General features: G+C 69.8%; 15 protein-coding genes. 6 read left to right on the top strand and 9 right to left on the bottom strand.

Going from position 1 to position 19,401, the window contains the following annotated elements; translation table 11 throughout:
- Positions 1–121 precede the first annotated feature (121 nt).
- Positions 122–904 (bottom strand): IclR family transcriptional regulator, encoded by a 783-nt coding sequence (locus tag P0Y60_18065; protein ID WEK61179.1) that lies wholly within the window; start codon positions 902–904, stop codon positions 122–124.
- A 58-nt stretch (positions 905–962) separates the two neighbouring features.
- Between P0Y60_18065 and hutH the strand changes: the two genes are divergently transcribed.
- From hutH to hutI, 3 genes are all read left to right on the top strand, one after another.
- Positions 963–2,504 (top strand): histidine ammonia-lyase, encoded by a 1,542-nt coding sequence (gene hutH / locus P0Y60_18060; GenBank protein WEK61178.1) that lies wholly within the window; start codon positions 963–965, stop codon positions 2,502–2,504.
- A complete protein-coding gene (locus tag P0Y60_18055) occupies positions 2,497–4,176 on the top strand; it encodes a urocanate hydratase (GenBank protein ID WEK61177.1) in 1,680 nt (559 codons plus the stop codon). Before hutH ends, P0Y60_18055 begins: the two co-directional genes overlap by 8 nt.
- Positions 4,177–4,266: 90 nt before the next feature.
- On the top strand, positions 4,267–5,430 hold the full coding sequence (gene hutI, locus P0Y60_18050; protein WEK61176.1) for an imidazolonepropionase: 1,164 nt from the start codon (positions 4,267–4,269) through the stop codon (positions 5,428–5,430).
- 28 nt (positions 5,431–5,458) lie between these two features.
- On the opposite strand, the gene P0Y60_18045 is transcribed toward hutI, so the two are convergent.
- From P0Y60_18045 to P0Y60_18030, 4 genes are read right to left on the bottom strand one after another with little or no spacing between them, the layout of a single operon-like run.
- On the bottom strand, positions 5,459–7,324 hold the full coding sequence (locus tag P0Y60_18045) for a glycogen debranching N-terminal domain-containing protein (GenBank protein WEK61175.1): 1,866 nt from the start codon (positions 7,322–7,324) through the stop codon (positions 5,459–5,461).
- The gene (locus P0Y60_18040) at positions 7,321–8,160 is read right to left on the bottom strand and encodes a carbohydrate ABC transporter permease (protein WEK61174.1); all 840 of its coding nucleotides are present in this window, start codon (positions 8,158–8,160) and stop codon (positions 7,321–7,323) included. The genes P0Y60_18045 and P0Y60_18040 overlap by 4 nt, the downstream gene beginning before the upstream one ends.
- A complete protein-coding gene (locus P0Y60_18035) occupies positions 8,157–9,257 on the bottom strand; it encodes a sugar ABC transporter permease (protein ID WEK61173.1) in 1,101 nt (366 codons plus the stop codon). The genes P0Y60_18040 and P0Y60_18035 overlap by 4 nt, the downstream gene beginning before the upstream one ends.
- A 2-nt stretch (positions 9,258–9,259) precedes the next feature.
- Positions 9,260–10,510 carry an extracellular solute-binding protein gene (locus P0Y60_18030; protein WEK61172.1) on the bottom strand — a complete coding sequence of 417 codons (1,251 nt, stop codon included), beginning with the start codon at positions 10,508–10,510 and terminating at the stop codon, positions 9,260–9,262.
- A 149-nt stretch (positions 10,511–10,659) separates the two neighbouring features.
- On the opposite strand from P0Y60_18030, the gene P0Y60_18025 reads away from it, so the two are divergent.
- Positions 10,660–11,664 (top strand): LacI family DNA-binding transcriptional regulator, encoded by a 1,005-nt coding sequence (locus P0Y60_18025; protein ID WEK61171.1) that lies wholly within the window; start codon positions 10,660–10,662, stop codon positions 11,662–11,664.
- Between the two features lie 21 nt (positions 11,665–11,685).
- On the opposite strand, the gene P0Y60_18020 is transcribed toward P0Y60_18025, so the two are convergent.
- Both P0Y60_18020 and P0Y60_18015 read right to left on the bottom strand, forming a co-directional pair.
- Positions 11,686–12,603, bottom strand: coding sequence for an arginase family protein (locus P0Y60_18020; GenBank protein ID WEK61170.1), 918 nt, complete (start codon positions 12,601–12,603; stop codon positions 11,686–11,688).
- 1 nt (position 12,604) lies between these two features.
- Positions 12,605–13,882 (bottom strand): DUF445 family protein, encoded by a 1,278-nt coding sequence (locus P0Y60_18015; protein ID WEK61169.1) that lies wholly within the window; start codon positions 13,880–13,882, stop codon positions 12,605–12,607.
- A 119-nt stretch (positions 13,883–14,001) separates the two neighbouring features.
- Between P0Y60_18015 and coaBC the strand changes: the two genes are divergently transcribed.
- Together coaBC and P0Y60_18005 are read left to right on the top strand one after the other, a co-directional pair.
- Positions 14,002–15,219, top strand: coding sequence for a bifunctional phosphopantothenoylcysteine decarboxylase/phosphopantothenate--cysteine ligase CoaBC (coaBC, locus tag P0Y60_18010; GenBank protein WEK61168.1), 1,218 nt, complete (start codon positions 14,002–14,004; stop codon positions 15,217–15,219).
- Between the two features lie 85 nt (positions 15,220–15,304).
- A complete protein-coding gene (locus tag P0Y60_18005) occupies positions 15,305–17,515 on the top strand; it encodes an AAA family ATPase (protein ID WEK61167.1) in 2,211 nt (736 codons plus the stop codon).
- A 114-nt stretch (positions 17,516–17,629) separates the two neighbouring features.
- On the opposite strand, the gene P0Y60_18000 is transcribed toward P0Y60_18005, so the two are convergent.
- Both P0Y60_18000 and P0Y60_17995 read right to left on the bottom strand, forming a co-directional pair.
- Positions 17,630–18,217, bottom strand: a complete 588-nt coding sequence (locus tag P0Y60_18000; protein WEK61166.1) for a nitroreductase family protein — start codon at positions 18,215–18,217, stop codon at positions 17,630–17,632.
- Positions 18,218–18,361: 144 nt separating this feature from the next.
- Positions 18,362–19,270 carry a LysR substrate-binding domain-containing protein gene (locus P0Y60_17995; GenBank protein WEK61165.1) on the bottom strand — a complete coding sequence of 303 codons (909 nt, stop codon included), beginning with the start codon at positions 19,268–19,270 and terminating at the stop codon, positions 18,362–18,364.
- Positions 19,271–19,401: the final 131 nt, after the last annotated feature.

The raw sequence follows: 19,401 nt of genomic DNA, 5'->3' as shown, positions 1-19,401 counted from the left end.
TTTAAGCAAAGAGCCACCCATCGTTGGGTGGCTCTTTCGCGTTAACGCACAAGTGTCGAAACGACGAGATGAGCCATCCTTCACGGGGTGGCTTTTCTTGTATGCGCGGCGATGACTCCGGTCATCGTTTCACCCGTGACTCCAGTACGCCGGCTGCCTCGACCACGGCTGCTGCGAGCATCCGTTCGTCGAGCCCTTCTCCGCCCCAGGTGACGGCCACTGCGGCAACAGGCCACCCCGCGTGGTCGCGTACGACGGCGCCGACCGACCGCAATCCGTCGGCCACCTCGCTGTCTTCGATCGCATAGCCGCGTGCCCGCACCTCGCGCAGGAGCTCGCGCAGCTCGGTCGGGCGGCGCGGACCGAGACCGGTGCGATCGGGGAATGCCGACGCGCTCGGGTAGAGCGCACGCACCTGCTCGCGGGGGAGGGCAGCCAGCATCGCCCGACCGCTGGCGGTGAGATGAGCGGGGAGGCGCACCCCGACATCCGTCACGAGGGCGGGCCGGCGCGGGGCACGCTCCTCCACGATGTAGAGCACATCCCCACCGCTCATCACGGCGAGGTGGGCGCTCTCACCCAGGCGGTCGGACAGCGCGGCGATCAGCGGACGCCCCAACCGGGCGAGTGGTTGCTGGCGGGTGTATCCGCCGGCGAGTTCGAAGGCCGAGGTGCCGAGGCCCCAGCGCTGCTCCTCGCGGAAGTGCAGCACGAAACCGTGCGCCGACAGCGTCGTGAGCAGGTGATAGACCGTGGAGCGCGGCAGAGCGAGTTCGCGTGCGATCGCGGATGCTGCGACCGGCGCCGGACGCCCGGCGAGGTAGCTGAGGATGCGCAGGGTGTTCTCGGCCGCCGGAACCTGCGGGTCGCCGTCGCGCGAGGTCGGTGCACTGTCTGGTATCACAGACACAGGATGCCATGAACCGCTGTCGCCGTCGACACCGGGGGTGTGGAATCAGATCATGACTGATCTTGCCCCTGTCCTCGTCGGTGCGGCTCCCCTCACGCCCGCGGATGTCGTCGCCGTCGCTCGACGGGGAGCGCCGGTCGTGCTCGACCCCGCAGCCCTCGCGCGCATCGCCGAGACCCGCAGCGTCATCGACGGCCTCGCCGCCGATCCGAACCCGCACTACGGTGTCTCGACCGGCTTCGGCGCGCTCGCGACCACCTTCATCGCGCCGGACCGACGCCTGCAGCTGCAGGCCAGTCTGATCCGTTCGCACGCTGCGGGCACCGGCGCCGAGGTCGAACGCGAGGTCGTCCGCGGTCTGCAGCTGCTGCGCCTGCAGACGCTCGCCTCGGGGCGCACCGGCGTGCGGCCCGTCGTCGCCGAGACCTACGCCGCGATGCTCAACACCGGTATCACTCCGGTGGTGCGCGAGTACGGCTCGCTCGGGTGCTCCGGTGACCTGGCGCCGTTGGCGCACATCGCGCTCGCCGCGATGGGTGAGGGCGACGTGCGCGACGCCACCGGCGAGCCGCGGAACGCCGCCGATGCGCTCGCCGCCGCCGGCATCACACCGCTCACCCTCGTCGAGAAGGAGGGCCTGGCACTGATCAACGGCACCGACGGGATGCTCGGGATGCTCGTGCTGGCGCTGCACGATCTGCAGGAACTGCTCCTGACGGCCGACGTCGCCGCGGCCATGTCGATCGAGTCGCAGCTGGGTACGGATGCCGTCTTCGCCCCGGATCTGATGGCGCTGCGTCCGCAGACCGGGCAGACGGAATCCGCCGCGAACCTGCGATCCTTCCTCGGCGACTCGCCCATGGTCGCCAGCCACAAGGGGCCGGAGGACGGGCGGGTGCAGGACGCCTACTCCCTGCGCTGCTCTCCGCAGGTGCACGGCGCCGCGCGCGACACGATGGCACATGCCGCGCTCATCGCCGGTCGCGAACTCGCCAGTGTGATCGACAACCCGGTGATCACACTCGACGGCCGCATCGAGTCGAACGGCAACTTCCACGGCGCCCCCGTCGCCGCAGTGCTCGATTTCCTCGCGATCTCGGTCGCCGATGTGGCGTCGGTCTCGGAGCGGCGCACCGACCGCGCGCTGGATCCTGCCCGCAGCCACGGTCTGCCTCCGTTCCTCGCCGACGAGGTCGGAGTGGACTCGGGGCTGATGATCGCGCAGTACGCCGCGGCGGGCATCGTCTCCGAGCTCAAGCGCCTGGCTGTTCCGGCATCCGTCGATTCGATCCCCTCGTCGGCCATGCAGGAGGATCACGTGTCGATGGGCTGGGCAGCGGCCCGCAAGCTCCGTCGCGCGATCGACGGACTCGGCCGCGTGCTCGCGATCGAGATCCTCACCGGCGCGCGCGCCCTGGACCTGCGGGCGCCGTTGCAGGCGGGACCCGCGACCGGAGCCGTGCGTGACCTCGTCCGCACCGTGGCCGGCGGCCCCGGCCCCGACCGCTTCCTCTCCCCGGAGATGGAAGCCGTCACCGCACTCGTCCAGACGGGCGCCGTCGCCCGCATCGCAAAGGAGCACACCCATGACTGAGACCACTGCATCTGAGGCCACTGCATCCGGACCCCGCGTCGTGCGTGCCGCACGCGGCAACCAGCGCACCGCCAAGAGCTGGGGCGCCGAGGCGGCCAAGCGCATGCTGATGAACAACCTCGACCCCGAGGTCGCCGAGCACCCCGAGGCTCTGGTGGTCTACGGCGGCACCGGCAAGGCCGCACGCAACTGGGAGGCGTACGACGCGATCGTCCGCACGCTCGACGAACTGGAGCCGGATGAGACGCTCCTCGTGCAGTCGGGCAAGCCGGTCGGCGTCTTCCGCACCCATGAGTGGGCGCCTCGCGTGCTGATCGCCAACTCGAACCTCGTGGGCGACTGGGCGACCTGGCCGGAGTTCCGCAAGCTCGAAGAGCTCGGACTCATCATGTACGGGCAGATGACTGCCGGGTCGTGGATCTACATCGGCACCCAGGGCATCCTGCAGGGAACCTACGAGACCTTCGCCGCCGTCGCCCGCTCGCTCGGACGCGATTCGCTGCGTGGCACGCTCACCCTCACCGGTGGCGCCGGTGGCATGGGCGGGGCGCAGCCGCTGGCGGTGACACTCAACGACGGTGTCGTGTTGATCGTCGACGTCGACGAGTCACGACTGGCCCGTCGCGTGGAGCACGGATACCTCGACGAGTACACGACCGATCTCGACGCGGCCGTCGCGCGCGTGCTCGCCGCCAAGGATGCCGGAGAACCGCTGTCCGTGGGCGTCGTGGGCAACGCGGCCGAGGTGTTCCCCGAGCTGCGCCGTCGCGGCGTCGCGATCGACGTCGTGACCGACCAGACCAGCGCGCACGATCCGCTCGCGTACCTTCCCGTCGGCATCTCCGTCGCCGAGTGGAAGGCGGAGACCGAGCGCGAACCCGAGGAGTTCACGCGCCGATCCCGCGCGTCGATGGCCGCCCACGTCGAGGCGATGGTCGCGTTCCAGGATGCCGGAGCCGCGGTGTTCGACTACGGCAACTCGATCCGTCGTGAGGCGGAGCTCGGCGGTTTCGATCGGGCGTTCGCGTTCCCCGGGTTCGTGCCGGCCTACATCCGTCCGCAGTTCGAAGAGGGCCGCGGGCCCTTCCGCTGGGCTGCACTGTCGGGCGATCCGGAAGACATCTACAAGACCGACCGGGCGATCGCCGAGCTCTTCCCCGAAGACGCGGCGCTGCACCGCTGGCTGGAGAAGGCCGGCGAGAAGGTGCACTTCGAGGGACTGCCCGCCCGCATCTGCTGGCTCGGCTACAAGGAGCGTCATCTCGCCGGGCTGAAGTTCAACGAGATGGTGGCGTCGGGCGAACTGTCGGCGCCGATCGTGATCGGTCGTGACCACCTCGACTCCGGATCGGTCGCCTCGCCGTACCGCGAGACCGAGGCCATGAAGGACGGCTCCGACGCGATCGCCGACTGGCCGCTGCTGAACGCGCTGCTGAACACGTCGTCCGGTGCGTCGTGGGTGTCGTTGCACCACGGCGGCGGCGTCGGCATCGGCCGTTCGCTGCACGCCGGCCAGGTCACGGTCGCCGACGGCACCGCCCTCGCCGCCGAGAAGCTCGAGCGCGTGCTCACGAACGACCCGGGCACCGGCGTGATGCGGCACGTGGATGCCGGCTACGAGCACGCCCGTGAGGTCGCGCGTGATCGTGGCCTCAAGATCCCGATGCTCTGAGACACTCGACACAGCGGCGAGAGGTCAGAACACGCCGCAGCACGCGCTCCGAGGGGGGCGTGTTCTGACCCCTCAGCAGGAGGAAACGCCATGACCACGCTCATCACGAACATCGGCGAGTTGACGACCAATGTCAGCCGCGACGGCGACCCCTGCGGCACCCTGCGGGATGCGGCGGTGCTGATCGACGACGGGCGCATCGCGTGGGTCGGCGCCGCGGCGGAGGCACCGGCGTCGGACGACGTCGTCGATGCCGGCGGGCGCGCCGTCATCCCCGGATTCGTCGACAGCCACAGCCACCTGGTGTTCGGCGGTGATCGGGCCGAGGAGTTCGAGGCACGGATGGCGGGGCAGAAGTACGCCGCCGGCGGCATCCGCTCCACCGTCGCGGCCACGCGGGGTGCGAGCGATCAGGAGCTACGGGCCCGTCTGCGGGGCTTCGTCGACGAGATGCTCGCGCAGGGGACCACGACGGTCGAGATCAAGAGCGGCTACGGCCTCAGCGTCGTCGACGAGGAGCGGCTCGTGCGGCTCGCGGCCGAGGTCACCCCGGAAGTCACGTTCCTCGGGGCGCACGTCGTGCCGGCGGAGTACGCCGATAGGCCTGACGAGTACGTCGACCTCGTGGTGGGTCCGATGCTCGACGCGTGTGCACCGCACGCGACGTGGATCGACGTCTTCTGCGAGACCGGGGCGTTCACGGTGCCGCAGTCGCGCCGGGTGCTCGAGGCCGGCATCGCGCGCGGCCTGCAGCCGCGCGTGCACGCCAGCCAGCTCGGCCCCGGCGAGGGCGTGCGGCTCGCCGTCGAACTGGGTGCGGCATCCATCGACCACGGCACCTATCTGACCGACGACGACATCGATGCGCTCGCCTCATCCGACACCGTGCTCACCCTGCTTCCCGGCGTCGAGTTCTCGACCCGGCAGCCCTACCCCGATGCGCGTCGCCTGATCGATGCCGGGGTCACGGTCGCGCTCGCGTGCGACACGAACCCGGGGTCGAGCTTCACCTCATCGATGCCGTTCTGCATCGCCGTCGCCGTGCGCGACATGGGCATGACCCCCGCCGAGGCCGTGTGGGCCGCGACCGCGGGCGGGGCCAAGGCGCTGCGTCGTGACGACATCGGCATCATCGCGGTGGGGGCACGGGCCGACCTGGTGCTGCTGAAGGCGCCGACCCGCATCCACCTCGCCTATCGGCCCGGCGTGCCGCTGGTCGAGCGGGTGTGGAAGGACGGCGTTGCGATCGCGTGACGCCGCCCTCCGGTGAGGCGGTCGGCGTTCACGCCAGTGCGCGCGCGCACACCACCGCCGCAGCCGCGGCCCAGGCCTGCGGTCGGCAGGCGGCAGGGTAGGGGAGCGGTCGGGCGCCTGCGATGCGATCGTTCCCGGCGTGCAGTTCGGGCACGCGGTAGTCGAACCCCTCGGCCAGGTCGAGCAGCTGATGTGCCACGGACCGGGCGGAGTCGGTGAGGCCGGACCGCAGCATGCCGTGCATCACGATCGCGGTGTCATGCGCCCAGACGCTGCCGCCGTGATAGCTCAGCGGCCAGTACCCCGCGGCGTCGCTCGACATGGTGCGGATGCCGTACCCGCTCGACATGCTCGGACCCGTGAGCAGCGCTGCGCAGATCTGCTCCTCCTCGGGATCGAGGATGCCGGTGCCGATCAGGTGGCCGATGTTGCTCGTGAGCGTGTCGACCGGGGCGCCGTCGGCGTCGAGGGCGATCGCCGGGTATCTGCCCTCCGGCGTCGTCACCCAGTAGGCCGCGCGGAAGCGGGACCGGAGGTCGGCGGCCCAGTCGCGCAGCTCGTCCGCGCCGGGCTCGGCGAGCGACTCGAGGAGCCCGGCCCCGCGCACGGCGGCCTCGTAGGCGTAGCCCTGCACTTCGCACAGCGCGATGGGACCGGTGGCCAGGCTGCCGTCGCGCCACTGGATCGAGTCGCCGGAATCCTTCCAGCCCTGGTTGGCCAGGCCGTGGCCCGACTCGTCGGCGTAGTCGATGAAGCCGCTGCCCGAGGCGTCGCCGTGCACCGTCATCCACGCCAGCGCGCCGCGCAACGCGGGGAGGAACTCCCGCAGCTCGGATTCCGGCATCCCGGCGTCGACGGCATCCGCCAGCAGGCAGACCCACAGCGGCGTCGCGTCGACGGTGCCGAAGTAGAGCGGGGGCAGGTGCACATCCTCGTTCGGCAGAGAGAGGGCGCCGCTGCGGAGTTCGTGCAGAATCTTGCCGGGGGCCTCGGCTGTCGCCGCATCGTGCGTCGTGCCCTGCAGGCGGGCGAGCACCCGCAGCGTCGACGCGGCCATTGCGGGGTCGATCTCGAGCGCGAGCCGTGCGGCCCAGATCGAGTCGCGGCCGAACAGCGTGAAGAACCAGGGCGCGCCCGCGGCGTAGAAGGCATCGTCAGGATGCTCGGGGATCGCGAGGCGCAGAGCGTGCAGGTCGGCCGTGGCGCGGTCGAGCCAGCGCGCAGCGCGCGAATCGGCGGGGGTGAGACCGTGCGTCTGCGCCGACCCCGTCGCGGTGGTGACGACGAGGGTCGAGTCGGAGAGCGCGAGCGACCAGCCCACCTCGGCCGTGCTGCGAGGAGCGATCTCCACCTGCCACCGCAGCGTCAGCGACTCCGCCTCCCGGGTCACCACGGCATCCGCCGCCGCCAGTCCGAAGGCGGCATCGCCGGAACGGCACTCCTCGCCGTCCCACTCCCACATCGCGTCGGCGGGCAGGCCCGCCTTGACCTGCTGCATCGGCGCGAAGTCGGGATCCACGCGCACCGTGAGACCCACGGTGATGCTCTCGGAGAGGTGCGAGGAGATCCGGATCCGCTCCGAGAAGGCGCCGGCCGACACGTGACGGTGGCGATCCATCCGCACCTTGGGATCGGGCATACCGTCGTCGATGCCACGGAGCAGATCGGTGAGGATGGCCAGCTGCGGGCTCGGCGCGGAGCATCCGATCGACTCGAGCTCCGTGCCGTCCACCGTGAGCTCGATGCCTCGCACCTGACGCGTGTCACCGTGGTAGATGCCGTGGATCGCCGCGGTGCCCATGCGGCCGTCGACGTCCATCCAGGCCTGGGTCGGTGCGTCGAGCACGATCAGCGCGTCGTCCAACAGGGGCTGGAGGGGGGCGGTGGGGGTCATTCCTTGACGGCTCCTTCTGTCGAGTTCATGATGCGGCGCTGGAAGATGAAGAACATCACGGCGACGGGGATCGTCATGATGAGTGCGGCCGCGAGTTTGAGCGGGTACTGGGTTCCCTGACTGAGCTGACCGCTCGCCAGGGAGGCGACGCCCTTGGTGAGCGTCGTGAGGGCGGGGTCGTTGGTCGAGACGATGAAGTGGCTCAGCTCGTTCCACGACCCCTGGAACGACAGGATGATGATCGTCACGAGCGCGGGAGTGGCCATCGGCAGCACCACCGACCAGAACAGGCGGAACGTGCCGGCACCGTCGATGCGGGCCTGCTCCTCGACGGACTCCGGGATGGACTCGAAGAAGTTCTTCATGATGAACACCCCTGCCGCATCGACCAGCAGCGGCAGGATCATCCCGGCGTAGGAGTTGAACATGCCGAGCTGGTTGATCACGAGGAACTTCGGGATCAGCAGCACGACCGTCGGCACCGACATCACGGCGACGAGAGCGGCGAACACGACGCCGCGACCGCGGAAACGCAGACGCGCGAGCGCGTAGCCGGCGAGCGAGTTGAAGAACACGCGACCGGCCGTGACGACGATCGTCACGATCGCGCTGTTCACGAACCATGACGGGAAGTCGGAGTTGCGGAACAGACGGTCGTACGCCGCGAAGGTCCAGACGTCGGGGATCAGCGTGATGCCACTGGATGCGGCATCCTCATCGGTCTTGAAGCTGGTCGCGACCTGGATCAGGAACGGGTAGATGTAGACGATCGCGAGGCCGATGAGCAGGGCGTAGAGCACGATCTGCCAGGTCAGCTGCTTGCGGGAGAGCTTCACGACGCATCACCGCCCTTCGTGGTGGCCTGGTAGGCGCGGATGCGGCGACGCGACACCGGTCGATCGCGCAGCACCCAGCGCTGGAGCAGCGTGAACACGACGATGATCACGAAGAGCAGGAAGGCGATCGCTGCGCCCTGACCCCACTCCTGGTTCTGGAACGCGGTCTGGTACGAGAGGTAGGCGGGCGTGAGCGTGGTCTTGCTCGGTGCGCCCCGGGTGCCGGTGTAGATCTGATCGAACACCTGCCAGCATCCGATGAGGCCGAGGGTGAGGACCGTGAAGAGCGTCGGCCGCAGCTGGGGGAGGGTGACCCGCCAGAACCGCTGCCAGCCGTTCGCGCCGTCCATCATGGCCGCCTCGTCGACATCGGCACCGAGGTTCTGAAGCCCGGCGAGGAAGAGCAGCATGAAGGTTCCCGAGGTGGTGAACACGGCCATCAGGATGTACGCACTCATCGCGATCGATGGACCGGCGAGCCACTCCCACCACGACACCCCGAGGGTGCCGGACTGCGTGAGCGCGGCCGGGCCGGTGTCGATGCCGACGGTGCCGAGGGCGAGGTGCAGGATGCCGCGGGGGTCGTTGAACCAGTTCGGACCGTTGATGCCGAACCACGAGAGCACGCCGTTGACGGCGCCGCTGGCGGAGAAGAGGAACATCCACAGCACGGTGATCGCGACCGAGCTCGTGACGGACGGGAAGTAGTAGGCGGTGCGGAAGAAGCCGCGACCACGCAGCATCGCGCGGTTCACCAGGATGGCGAGGAAGAGGGCGAGAGCGGTCTGCAACGGCACGACGAGCAACACGTACCAGGCATTGTTGCGCAGCGCCGTACCGAAGTCCTTGGTCGCCAGGCCGCCGTCGGTGAGCACGGCGGAGTAGTTGTCGGCGCCGACGAACGACACGCTCCCCGAGAGGGGACTGCCGCGGCCGGCCCAGTCGGACACGCTGACCCACAGCGCCATGACGACGGGGATGAGCAGGAAGACGCCGAGGATGGCGATCACCGGCGCCGTGAACAGCCAGCCGGCTGCGGCCTCGCCGCGGCGGAGCCCGGAGGATCCGCTGCGGCGAGGCGTGGCCTGGACGGTCATGGTTACTTGACGACCGCTTCGAGGTTCGACTGGACGGAGTCGAGGATCTGCGTCGGATCGGCGGACTTCAGCGACTCGAGCTGCGAGTTGAAGTCGGCGATCACGTCGGCGGATCCGGCCTGGTTCGGCGGGAACTGGGCGTACTCGGCGCCGGCGAGGAAGGGCGTGAGGGCGGCGTTGTCGGCGGTCCAGTCATCGGCGGCCGACTTGATCGACGGCATCGGGCCGAAGGCTGCCGAGAAGGCGAGCTGGCTGTCGGCGCTGGTCAGATACTCCACCAGGTCGAGCGCGGCCTGCTGGTTGGGGCTGTCGGCGGCCATTCCCCAGCAGTTCGTGAACTGGAGCGTGCCCGGGCCCGAGGGGCCGGCGGGAAGCTCGGCGACGGTGTAGTCGACCGTGCTGTAGTCGTTCGACATCGCGCCGGTGATCCAGTTGCCCTCGATCACCATGGCGGCGGACTGCTTGCCCAGCGCCTCGCCACCCCATCCGGCCCCGACGTCCTTCGCGAAGGCGAAGGTGCCGTCGGCGAGATGCGACTTCACGTACTCGAGCGCCTCGACGTTCGCGGGGTCGTCGGCGATCGCGGCGCCGTCGCGCACGAGTCCGCCACCGGCCTGCGCCATGAACACGCCCACGCGCTGGTACTCGGCACCGAAGGCGAGCCCGACGTGATCGGCGGTGGTGAGCTTCTTCGCGACCGCGGCGAGGTCGTCCCAGTCCTTCGGGATGTCGGCGTCGGTGAGGCCGGCATCCGACCACATCTTCGTGTTGATGATGAGGGCGAGAGTGGAGAAGTCCTTGGGCGCACAGTAGAACGTGTCGTCGACCGTGAAGTTCTCCACGAGCGAGGGGTAGAAGTCGTCCTTGTTGGACAGCTGGTCGCCGTAGGCCTTGAGCGATCCGTTCGCGGCGTACCCCGCGGCCTGATCGGTCGAGAGGTAGAACAGGTCGGCCGGCTCGCCGGCGGCGAAGCCCTGCGAGAGCTCCTGGTCGAGGTTGCTGGCGACCTGCACCGACACGTCGGTACCGGACTCGGCCGACCATGCATCGACGGCCGACTGCACGGCGGCGGTCTCGGCATCGCCGGACGAGCCGATGAGCAGGGTGAGCGCGTCGTCGGAGGAGGTGAGCCCGTCGGACTCGGGCGTCGGCTCGTCGCCGGCGAATCCTGAGCCGCAGCCGGCGAGCACGAGGGTGCTGGCGAGTAGCACCGCTCCGGTGCCGAGTACTGCGCGAGTGGTGTGCCGTGTCATGGTCTCTCTCCTTTGATGAGTCACTGCGGGCGACGGCCTGAGGAGGCTCGTGCGAGTTCGTCACAGAAATTTGAACGATCAAACTCTGCGTGGAATAGGCTATGGGCGAGTCGCGGGAGTGTCAACCCCGCCCGGAACGAGGAGGGGCGATGGCGAAGGCGCCCACCGTCGAAGACGTCGCCGCACGCGCCGGTGTGTCACGGCAGACCGTGTCGAACGTCCTCAACACCCCCGACATCGTGCGGCCCGCCACCAGGGAGCGCGTAATCGCGGCGATCGACGAACTCGGATACCGCCGACATGCGGCGGCGAGGCGACTGCGGTTGCGACGCAGCTCCGCCATCGGCATCCGGCTCGACCCGTACCTGGGCGGTATCTCGGGCGTGGTGCTCGACCGATTCGTGCACGCCATCACCGAACGCGCGAGCGAGCGCGGCATGCGGATGCTCGTCTATGCGGCGCGCTCGCCGGAGGAGGAGATCGCCCGGCTCTCCGAGCTCTGGGAGGGCTCGGAGATCGACGCCGCGATCATCACCGGCACGATGCGAGACGACCCGCGCGTGCGCAGCCTCGACGCCGACGGACTCCCGTTCATCTCGTTCGGGCGACCGTGGGGCGAGGACGACATCGCCGACCCCCGCCACCTGTGGGTCGATGTCGACGGCGCCTCCGGCACCCGCGCGGCCACCGCGCACGCGCTGACCCGGGGCTCGAATGTCGCCTTCCTCGGCTGGCCCGCCGGGTCGGGCACCGGAGACGATCGCGAACGTGGCTGGCGGGAGGCGATGGCTGCCGCCGGAGCCCACGGCGAGCGGTTCACGGCCGAGGAGGGGGTGCCACGTGGTCGTGCGGCCATGGAGGCCGCGCTCGCGGGCGGAACGCCTCCCGATGCCCTCGTCTGCGCCAGCGACTCGCTCGCGGTCGGCGCGCTGCTCGCCATCGCCGCCGCGGGACTCTCGCTGCCGGTGATCGGCTTCGACAACACCCCGACAGCCGAGGCGCTGGGCTTCTCGAGCGTCGAGCAACGCCCGGAAGACGTGGCGACCGCGATCCTCGAGCTGCTGATGGGGCCGACCGGCGAAGTGGTGGCGCCCCGGAGCCTTCAACCCGGATCGGCCCACGCGCTCATCGCTCCCGAGCTCGTCGTGCGCTGATCCGGGATCAGCCCGCGCGGCTCAAGGCCGCGTGGCGAGACCGGCGAGAAGCTCGAGCACGCAGAGTGCGGCGAGACGGATCGTGCGCGCATCGTCGGCGTCGGCGGTGGCATCCACTTCTGCGATGTCGGCGCTGACCACCCGCGGATCCCCCGCGACGGCGCGAGTGAGGGCCCGCAGCTCCCATGCCTGCAGTCCGCCGGGCACGCTGGCGGGGCAGCCGGGGGCGACGGCGCGGTCGCACACATCGACATCGATGTCGAGATGCACGCGGGGGTCGTCTCCGGCCCCGGCGACCTCGAGGGCTTCGGCCACGACATCGTCGATGCCGCGCCGACGCACCTCGTCGAGCGTGATGACGCGGATGCCCCAGTCGGCGGCGCGCTGCGCGTACGCGGCGGAGTTGGCGAAGTCGGCGATGCCGATCTGCACGATCCGCCGCGGGTCGATCCGGGTGGTGCCCACGTCTGACGCTGCGGGTGCGTCTTCGACCAGACGCCGCACGGGCGTGCCGTTGGAGATGCCGTCGCGCAGATCGAAGTGGGCGTCGAAGGTGATGAGCCCCGTCGCCCGGGCGCCCAGCGCGACCGGATAGGTGAGGGAGTTGTCACCCCCGAGGGCGATGAGCAGCGCGGTGGCATCCGTCAGGTCGCGCACCCGGGCGATGGTCGCGGCCTCGCCCTCGTCGCCGTCGGGCTCGTTCACGTCGCCGGCATCCGTGATGCGCAGTCGTTCGTTCAGATCGACGACGGGCGGTCCCATCAGCGTCGCGCCGTAGCGCGGCAGGGCGTCACGGATCGCGGCGGGCGTCGCCTGCGCCCCGGTCGGCGAGAGCGACGTGCGCCATGTCGGCACGCCGAGGAGCACGGCATCTGCCGCGTCGGTGAACGAGGGCCAGCCGCCGGCGCGCGGCCAGAGCGAATCGTGCGAGAGCGCCATGTCAGACTCCGGGGATCAGGGCGTGGGCGATGGTGAAGATCGCGAGACCCGCGAGGGCTCCCACGAAGGTGCCGTTCAGGCGGATGTACTGCAGATCGCGGCCCACCATGAGCTCGATCTTCTCGGTCGTCTCGGCCGGGTCCCAGCGCTCGACGGTGTCGGTGATGATCGAGGCGATGTCGTGGCGGTAGCGGTCGACGAGGAACACCGCGGCATCCGAGACCCAGGTGTCGACGCGCTTCTGCAGCGCGGCATCCGTGGTGAGGCGGTCGCCCACCTCCTGCAGGGCCTGCACGGCGCGGCGGCGCAGACCGCTGTCGGGATCGGCGAGGGCGGCGAGCAGGCCGTTCTTGGCGGTGTTCCAGGCTTCGGCCGCCAACGCACCCACGCGGGGGCTGTCGAACAGCGACGCCTTGGCGCTCTCGAGCTTGGCGCGGGTGGCGGGGTCGTGCTGCAGGTTGTCGGCCAGGCGTGCGAGATAGCCGTCGATCGCGATGCGGGCCGGATGCTGCGGGTCGGCCTGCACGGCGTGCACGAACTTGACGGCCTCGTTGTACACCGTGTCGTCGACGAACCGGTGCGCGAGCCGCGGAACCCACGAGGGGAGCCGACGGGAGACGAGACCGCTGAACGATTCGGCGTTGGCCTCGAGCCAGCGCCCGATGTTGTCGACGGCGACGTCGACCGCGCCGTGGTGGGCGTCGGCCTCCACGATCTTCTCGAGCCAGAGCCCCGCGGGCGGGCCCCACTCGGGGGCGACGAGATGCTCGCGGGCAAGATCCGTGATGAGGTCGCGCACATCGTCGTCGCTCAGCGCGTTCAGCACGGCGGTCGCGATGGTCGCGCCCTCCGCGCCCACCCGCTCGGCGTGCGGCGCCTCGCGGAGCCACTCGCCCGCCCGTGCCGCGATGGCCGTGCTCGACAGCTTGGTGCGCACGACGCTGGCTTCGAGGAAGTTGGTCTCGACGAACTCGCCCAGCGTGCGCCCGATCTCGTCTTTGCGATTCGGGATGATCGCGGTGTGCGGGATGGGGAGCCCGAGAGGGCGGCGGAACAGCGCGGTCACGGCGAACCAGTCCGCGAGAGCGCCGACCATCCCGCCCTCGGCGGCCGCGCGCACGTAGCTCAGCCACGGTTGACGCTCCTGGAACATGAAGGCGAGCACGAACGCGATCGCCATGAAGATCAGGGCGCCGAGCGCCACCGCCTTCATGCGGCGCAGCGCGCGCAGACGTACCTGGTCGGCGGGAGACAGCATCGCCATCGGTGTTCGCGGCATGTCGCCATCCTCGCACGCGGGTGCGATGGGGTGACCGCTGCGGCACGGATGCCGTCTCGCGGGCCAGACAGGCGGATCCCACGGCCCGGCCGAGCGCTCGCTGCGGCAGAATCGAAGACGTGAACATCGTCGTGGGAGTCACGGGCGGGATCGCCGCCTACAAGACCGTGCACCTGGTGCGCCTGCTCACGAAGGGCGGACACGACGTGACCGTGGTTCCCACCGACGACGCACTGCGGTTCGTCGGCACTCCCACCTGGGAGGCCATCAGCCGCCACCCGGTCACCACGAGCGTGCACGACGACGTCGCGAAGGTGCGGCACGTGGCCCTCGGGCAGGCGGCAGAGCTCGTGATCATCGCCCCGGCCACGGCGAACACGATCGCCTCGATGACGGCGGGGCTCGCGAGCGACCTGCTCGGCACCACACTGCTCGCCACCCTCGCCCCGGTCGTGATCGCTCCGGCCATGCACACCGAGATGTGGCGGCATCCGGCAACCCAGGCGAACATCGGGACACTGCGCGCACGCGGCGTGCATATCGTCGGCCCGGCAGAGGGTGAGCTCGCCGGCGGTGACTCGGGGCCCGGGCGCATGTCGGAACCGGAGGAGATCCTGGCCGCTGCGCTCGCCGTGATCGCGCCGCGCGACCTCGACGGACTCCGCGTGGTCATCTCCGCCGGGGGAACGCGAGAGCCGATCGACCCCGTGCGGTTCCTCGGCAATCGGTCGAGCGGACGCCAGGGCGCGGCGCTCGCCGCCGACGCCGCCGCCCGCGGCGCAGATGTCGTGCTGGTCGCAGCGCACGTCGATGCGCCGGTGCGCGCAGCGGCGCAGCATCCGTCGATCCGGGTGCGCGATGTCGGGACGGCCGCCGAACTCGCCGAGGCCATGAAGCAGGAGGCCGCCTCGGCCGATGTCGTCGTGATGGCGGCGGCGGTGGCCGACTACCGGCCCGCCGAGGTGTCGGCGCACAAGCTCACCAAGGAGCAGGGACCGCTCACGCGCATCGACCTGGTCGAGAACGAAGACGTGGTCGCGGCGCTCGCCGCGGCGCGGGCGGCGGGGCGGGCGCCGCAGCACCAGACGATCGTCGCGTTCGCCGCCGAGACGCTCACCGATCCGGAGGAGCGTCGCGAGCGGGCGCGCCGCAAGCGGGAGCGCAAGGGCGTCGATCTGCTCGCCGTGAACCTCGCGGATGCCGAGCACGGTTTCGAGCGTGCCGAGAATGCGGTCGAGATCATCGGTGCAGGTGGTGAGGTCGTCGTCGATGCCGCGGGCACAAAACACGAGGTCGCACGGAAGATCTGGGATGCGGTGATCACCGATCGCTGCTAAACTTGAGTCAACACCACTCAAGTTTTACCCCGCCGACGCGACAGTCGGCGGATCCGGCCAGAAGGAGTCTCCTCAGGAGGAACAGATGACGAACCCGCAGACCAGCTCTCAGAACCAGGATCAGCAGTCCGCCCTCGAGCAATTCGGGATCAACCTCACCGATCGTGCCCGTCAGGGAAAGCTCGATCCGGTGATCGGTCGCGACAGTGAGATCCGCCGCGTCAGCCAGGTGCTCACCCGGCGCACCAAGAACAACCCGGTGCTGATCGGCGAGCCCGGCGTCGGCAAGACCGCCGTCGTCGAGGGACTCGCCCAGCGCATCGTCGCGGGCGACGTCGCCGAGTCGCTCAAGGACAAGGAGCTGATCACCCTCGACATCTCCGCTCTCGTGGCCGGCGCGATGTACCGCGGCCAGTTCGAGGAGCGGCTGAAGCAGGTCCTCAAGGAGATCACGGAGTCCGACGGGCAGGTCATCACCTTCATCGACGAGCTGCACGTGCTCATGGGGGCAGGCGGCGGTGAGGGTTCGGTCGCGGCATCCAACATGCTCAAGCCCATGCTGGCCCGCGGCGAGCTGCGTCTGATCGGCGCCACCACCCTCAACGAGTACCGCGAGTTCATCGAGAAGGATGCGGCTCTCGAACGCCGCTTCCAGCAGGTGTACGTGGGCGAGCCGACCGTGGAAGACACGATCGCGATCCTGCGCGGGCTCAAGGGGCGGTACGAGGCGCACCACGGCGTCACGATCTCCGACAGTGCGCTCGTCGCCGCCGCCGCGCTCTCGAGCCGTTACCTGCCCTCGCGCCAGCTGCCCGACAAGGCGATCGACCTGATCGACGAGTCGATGTCGCGGCTGAAGATGGAGATCGACTCGTCTCCCGTCGAAATCGACCAGCTCAAGCGCCAGGTCGACCGCATGAAGCTCGAAGAGCTCGCCCTCAAGCGCGAGAAGGATGCCGCATCGAAGGAGCGCCTCGCCGCGCTCCGCGAACAGCTCGTGGGCATGGAGAAGCAGCTCGCCGAGCTCGAGGCCCGCTGGGCGCGCGAGCGCCAGGGACTCAACCGTGTCGGAGAGCTCAAGAAGCAGCTCGACGATGCGGTCACGCAGCGCGACCTCGCGATGCGCAACGCCGACTACACGAAGGCGTCGAAGCTCGAGTACGAGACGATCAAGCGCCTCGAGCGCGACATCGCCGAGGCGGAGCAGGCCGAGGCCGCGACCTCCGGCGAACCCCGCATGGTCAACGAGCAGGTCACCGACGAAGACATCGCCGCCGTGATCGCCGCGTGGACCGGCATCCCCGTCGGTCGTCTGCTGCAGGGCGAGAGCGAGAAGCTGCTGCACCTCGAGAACGAGCTCGGCAAGCGATTGATCGGACAGAAGGATGCCGTGAAGGCGGTGTCGGATGCCGTGCGCCGCTCGCGCGCGGGCATCAGCGACCCCGGTCGCCCGACCGGTTCGTTCCTGTTCCTCGGTCCGACCGGTGTCGGCAAGACCGAGCTCGCGAAGGCGCTCGCCGAGTTCCTCTTCGACGACGAGCACGCCATGGTGCGCATCGACATGTCGGAGTACGGCGAGAAGCACTCGGTGTCGCGGCTCGTCGGCGCTCCTCCCGGATACGTCGGGTACGAGCAGGGCGGTCAGCTGACCGAGGCGGTGCGGCGGCGTCCGTACAGCGTGATCCTGCTCGATGAGGTCGAGAAGGCGCACCCGGAGGTGTTCGACGTGCTGCTCCAGGTGCTCGACGACGGGCGGCTCACCGATGGTCAGGGACGCACGGTCGACTTCTCGAACGTGATCCTGATCCTGACGTCGAACCTCGGTTCCCCCATCCTGATCGACCCCGTCCTGTCGCCCGACGACAAGCGCGAGCAGGTCATGGCGCTGGTGCGACAGGCGTTCCGTCCGGAGTTCCTGAACCGCCTCGACGACATCGTGATGTTCCAGGCGCTCACGGAAGACGACCTGGCGCAGATCGTGGAGCTCTCGATCGACCAGCTGCACAAGCGGCTGCACGACCGGCGGCTCAGTCTCGCCGTCACACCGGATGCGCGGGCCTGGCTGGCGGAACGCGGCTACGACCCGATGTTCGGAGCCCGGCCGCTGCGCCGGCTCATCCAGAGCGAGGTGCAGAACAAGCTCGCCACCGCGCTGCTCTCGGGCGGCGTGCGTGACGGCGACACGGTGCGCGTCGACACCGCGGCCGACGGGACGGGGCTCGTGCTCACCAGCGCCAGCCCCGAGCCGGAGTTCGACGACGACGACGTGATCGAGGCCGAACTGCTCGACGACTGAGGCCGGCGCGCGCGAGGCGCCGCTTCAGGCGCGAGACGCCATCAGGTGCACGAAACCCCCGCTCAGGGCGGGGGTTTCGTGTTGATACGTGTTTCTCGCGTGGCCGGGTGGTTCTCAGGCGTTGAGGACGACCGTCTCGGCGATCGGGCGACGCACGCGCGGGGCGACCTCGCGCTCCTGCAGCACCTCGGGCAGCGACTCCACGTCACCGAACTCGCCCACGGCGAAGACGGTCGCGGGCGCGAAGCGCTCATCGAGGTCGGCGAACTCGCGCACGACGGCGGCGTCGAAGCCGCTCATCTGGTGCACGACGAGTCCGTCGTGGTGGGCCTGCACCGAGAAGTGCGCGACGGCCTGACCGAGGTCGTAGAAGGCGTGGGTGATGGGGGTACCGTCGGCCGTGGCGGTCTCGGCGATCGCGACGACGAGCACGGCGGCGTTTCCGGCCCAGGCCTGGTTGAAGCCCATGAGCGAGTCCACGACCTGTGCGTGCAGCGCGGTGCCGCGGCGCGCGACGATGAAGCGCCAGGGCTGCGAGTTGTTGGCGGAGGGGCTCCAGCGGGCGGCCTCGAGGGCGGTCGCGAGCTTGCTCTCGTCGATGGTGTTCTGCGCGTCGAAGGCGCGGGGGCTCCAGCGGCCGGCGAGCACGTCGAGGACGGGGTGCTCGGTGGGGGCGGTGCGGTCGATCACGGGGGTGCTCACGGAAGTGCCTTTCGAAAGGAGTCGATCGGACTCCTTCGTCCGCGTACGAGGGGCACAACCGATGCATGTGCATGCATATTCCCGCGTGACGTCAGAAGACGCCGAGAGTCTTCAAGTGGCGTAGCCGGGAGGATCGCGTCGCGCTCAGTCGAGCAGGTTGCGCGAGGCGGCGGATGCCAGCGCGCGTCGCACCGCGCGGATCGACGGCGCCGCGGCCGACACCCGCCGCGCCGACGAGAAGATCTCGCGTCGCGGCTCGTCGGGCAGCGGTGCGAGTGCGACGGTCGGGGTCTCGCCCGCCCACACGAGCTCCGGCAACAGTCCGACGGCGAGGCCGGCGCGGATCAGACGCACGTGCGCGGTGAGGTCGGCGACCTCGAAGCGCACGTCCGGCTCGAACCCCGCGGTGCGGCACAGCTGCTCCGCCCAGGCGCGCGACGCGGTCCCGGCGGGCTCCAGCACCCAGGGCTCGTCGCGCGTCGCCCACAGCGCGGCCGCGGCATCCGTCGTGTCGGAGGAGCCGGGATGCCGCGCCAGCGCGATCGCGTCGTGCACGAGCACCACGCGATCCAGGTCGGCGTGGATCGGACGTGTGCGTCCGGGGTACTGCTCCGCGAGGATCAGATCGAAGTCGCGGCTCGAGACGCCGACCAGGCCGGTCTCGGGGTCGCACTCGGTCACCTCGACCCGCAGTGCTGGATGCTCGGCGCGCAGTGCATTGAGGGCTCCGGGCAGCAGCGAATGCGCGGTGGACTGGAACACCGCGATGTGCACGGTTCCGGTGACCTCGGTGAGCGATTCGGCGACGGCGATCTGCGCGTGTTCGAGCTGATCGAGGATGCCGACGGCCTCGGCGACGAGCACATTCCCCTGCGGCGTGAACTGCACCCCGCGGCCGACGCGGCGCAGCAGCGGTACGCCGACGTCGCGCTCCAGGGCGCTCAACTGCTGTGACACGGACGCCTTGCTGTACGACAGTGCATCGGCGACGGCCGACAGAGTTCCGCGGCGGCTCAGCTCCACCAGCATCCGCAGACGATTGACGTCGAGCACGGGGCATCCGTCCGTTCAGGGGGTGAGATATTTCGTTCAGCCGGAGTGAACAGAATTCACTCGAATCGGTTGATAGACGGAGCCTACCGCCGGGGATGACAATGATCCAGCCGCACACGACCCGAGGTGTG

The organism is Candidatus Microbacterium colombiense (assembly GCA_029203165.1).
GTDB lineage: Bacteria > Actinomycetota > Actinomycetes > Actinomycetales > Microbacteriaceae > Microbacterium > Microbacterium colombiense.
This window is presented reverse-complemented; position numbering and strand designations above follow the sequence as displayed.

Coding starts and splice junctions, on each gene's coding strand:
- hutH (WEK61178.1), top strand. CDS start 963: ATGACTGATCTTGCCCCTGTCCTCGTCGGTGCGGCTCCCCTCACGCCC.
- P0Y60_18055 (WEK61177.1), top strand. CDS start 2,497: ATGACTGAGACCACTGCATCTGAGGCCACTGCATCCGGACCCCGCGTC.
- hutI (WEK61176.1), top strand. CDS start 4,267: ATGACCACGCTCATCACGAACATCGGCGAGTTGACGACCAATGTCAGC.
- P0Y60_18045 (WEK61175.1), bottom strand. CDS start 7,324: ATGACCCCCACCGCCCCCCTCCAGCCCCTGTTGGACGACGCGCTGATC.
- P0Y60_18035 (WEK61173.1), bottom strand. CDS start 9,257: ATGACCGTCCAGGCCACGCCTCGCCGCAGCGGATCCTCCGGGCTCCGC.
- P0Y60_18030 (WEK61172.1), bottom strand. CDS start 10,510: ATGACACGGCACACCACTCGCGCAGTACTCGGCACCGGAGCGGTGCTA.
- P0Y60_18025 (WEK61171.1), top strand. CDS start 10,660: ATGGCGAAGGCGCCCACCGTCGAAGACGTCGCCGCACGCGCCGGTGTG.
- P0Y60_18020 (WEK61170.1), bottom strand. CDS start 12,603: ATGGCGCTCTCGCACGATTCGCTCTGGCCGCGCGCCGGCGGCTGGCCC.
- P0Y60_18015 (WEK61169.1), bottom strand. CDS start 13,882: ATGCCGCGAACACCGATGGCGATGCTGTCTCCCGCCGACCAGGTACGT.
- P0Y60_18005 (WEK61167.1), top strand. CDS start 15,305: ATGACGAACCCGCAGACCAGCTCTCAGAACCAGGATCAGCAGTCCGCC.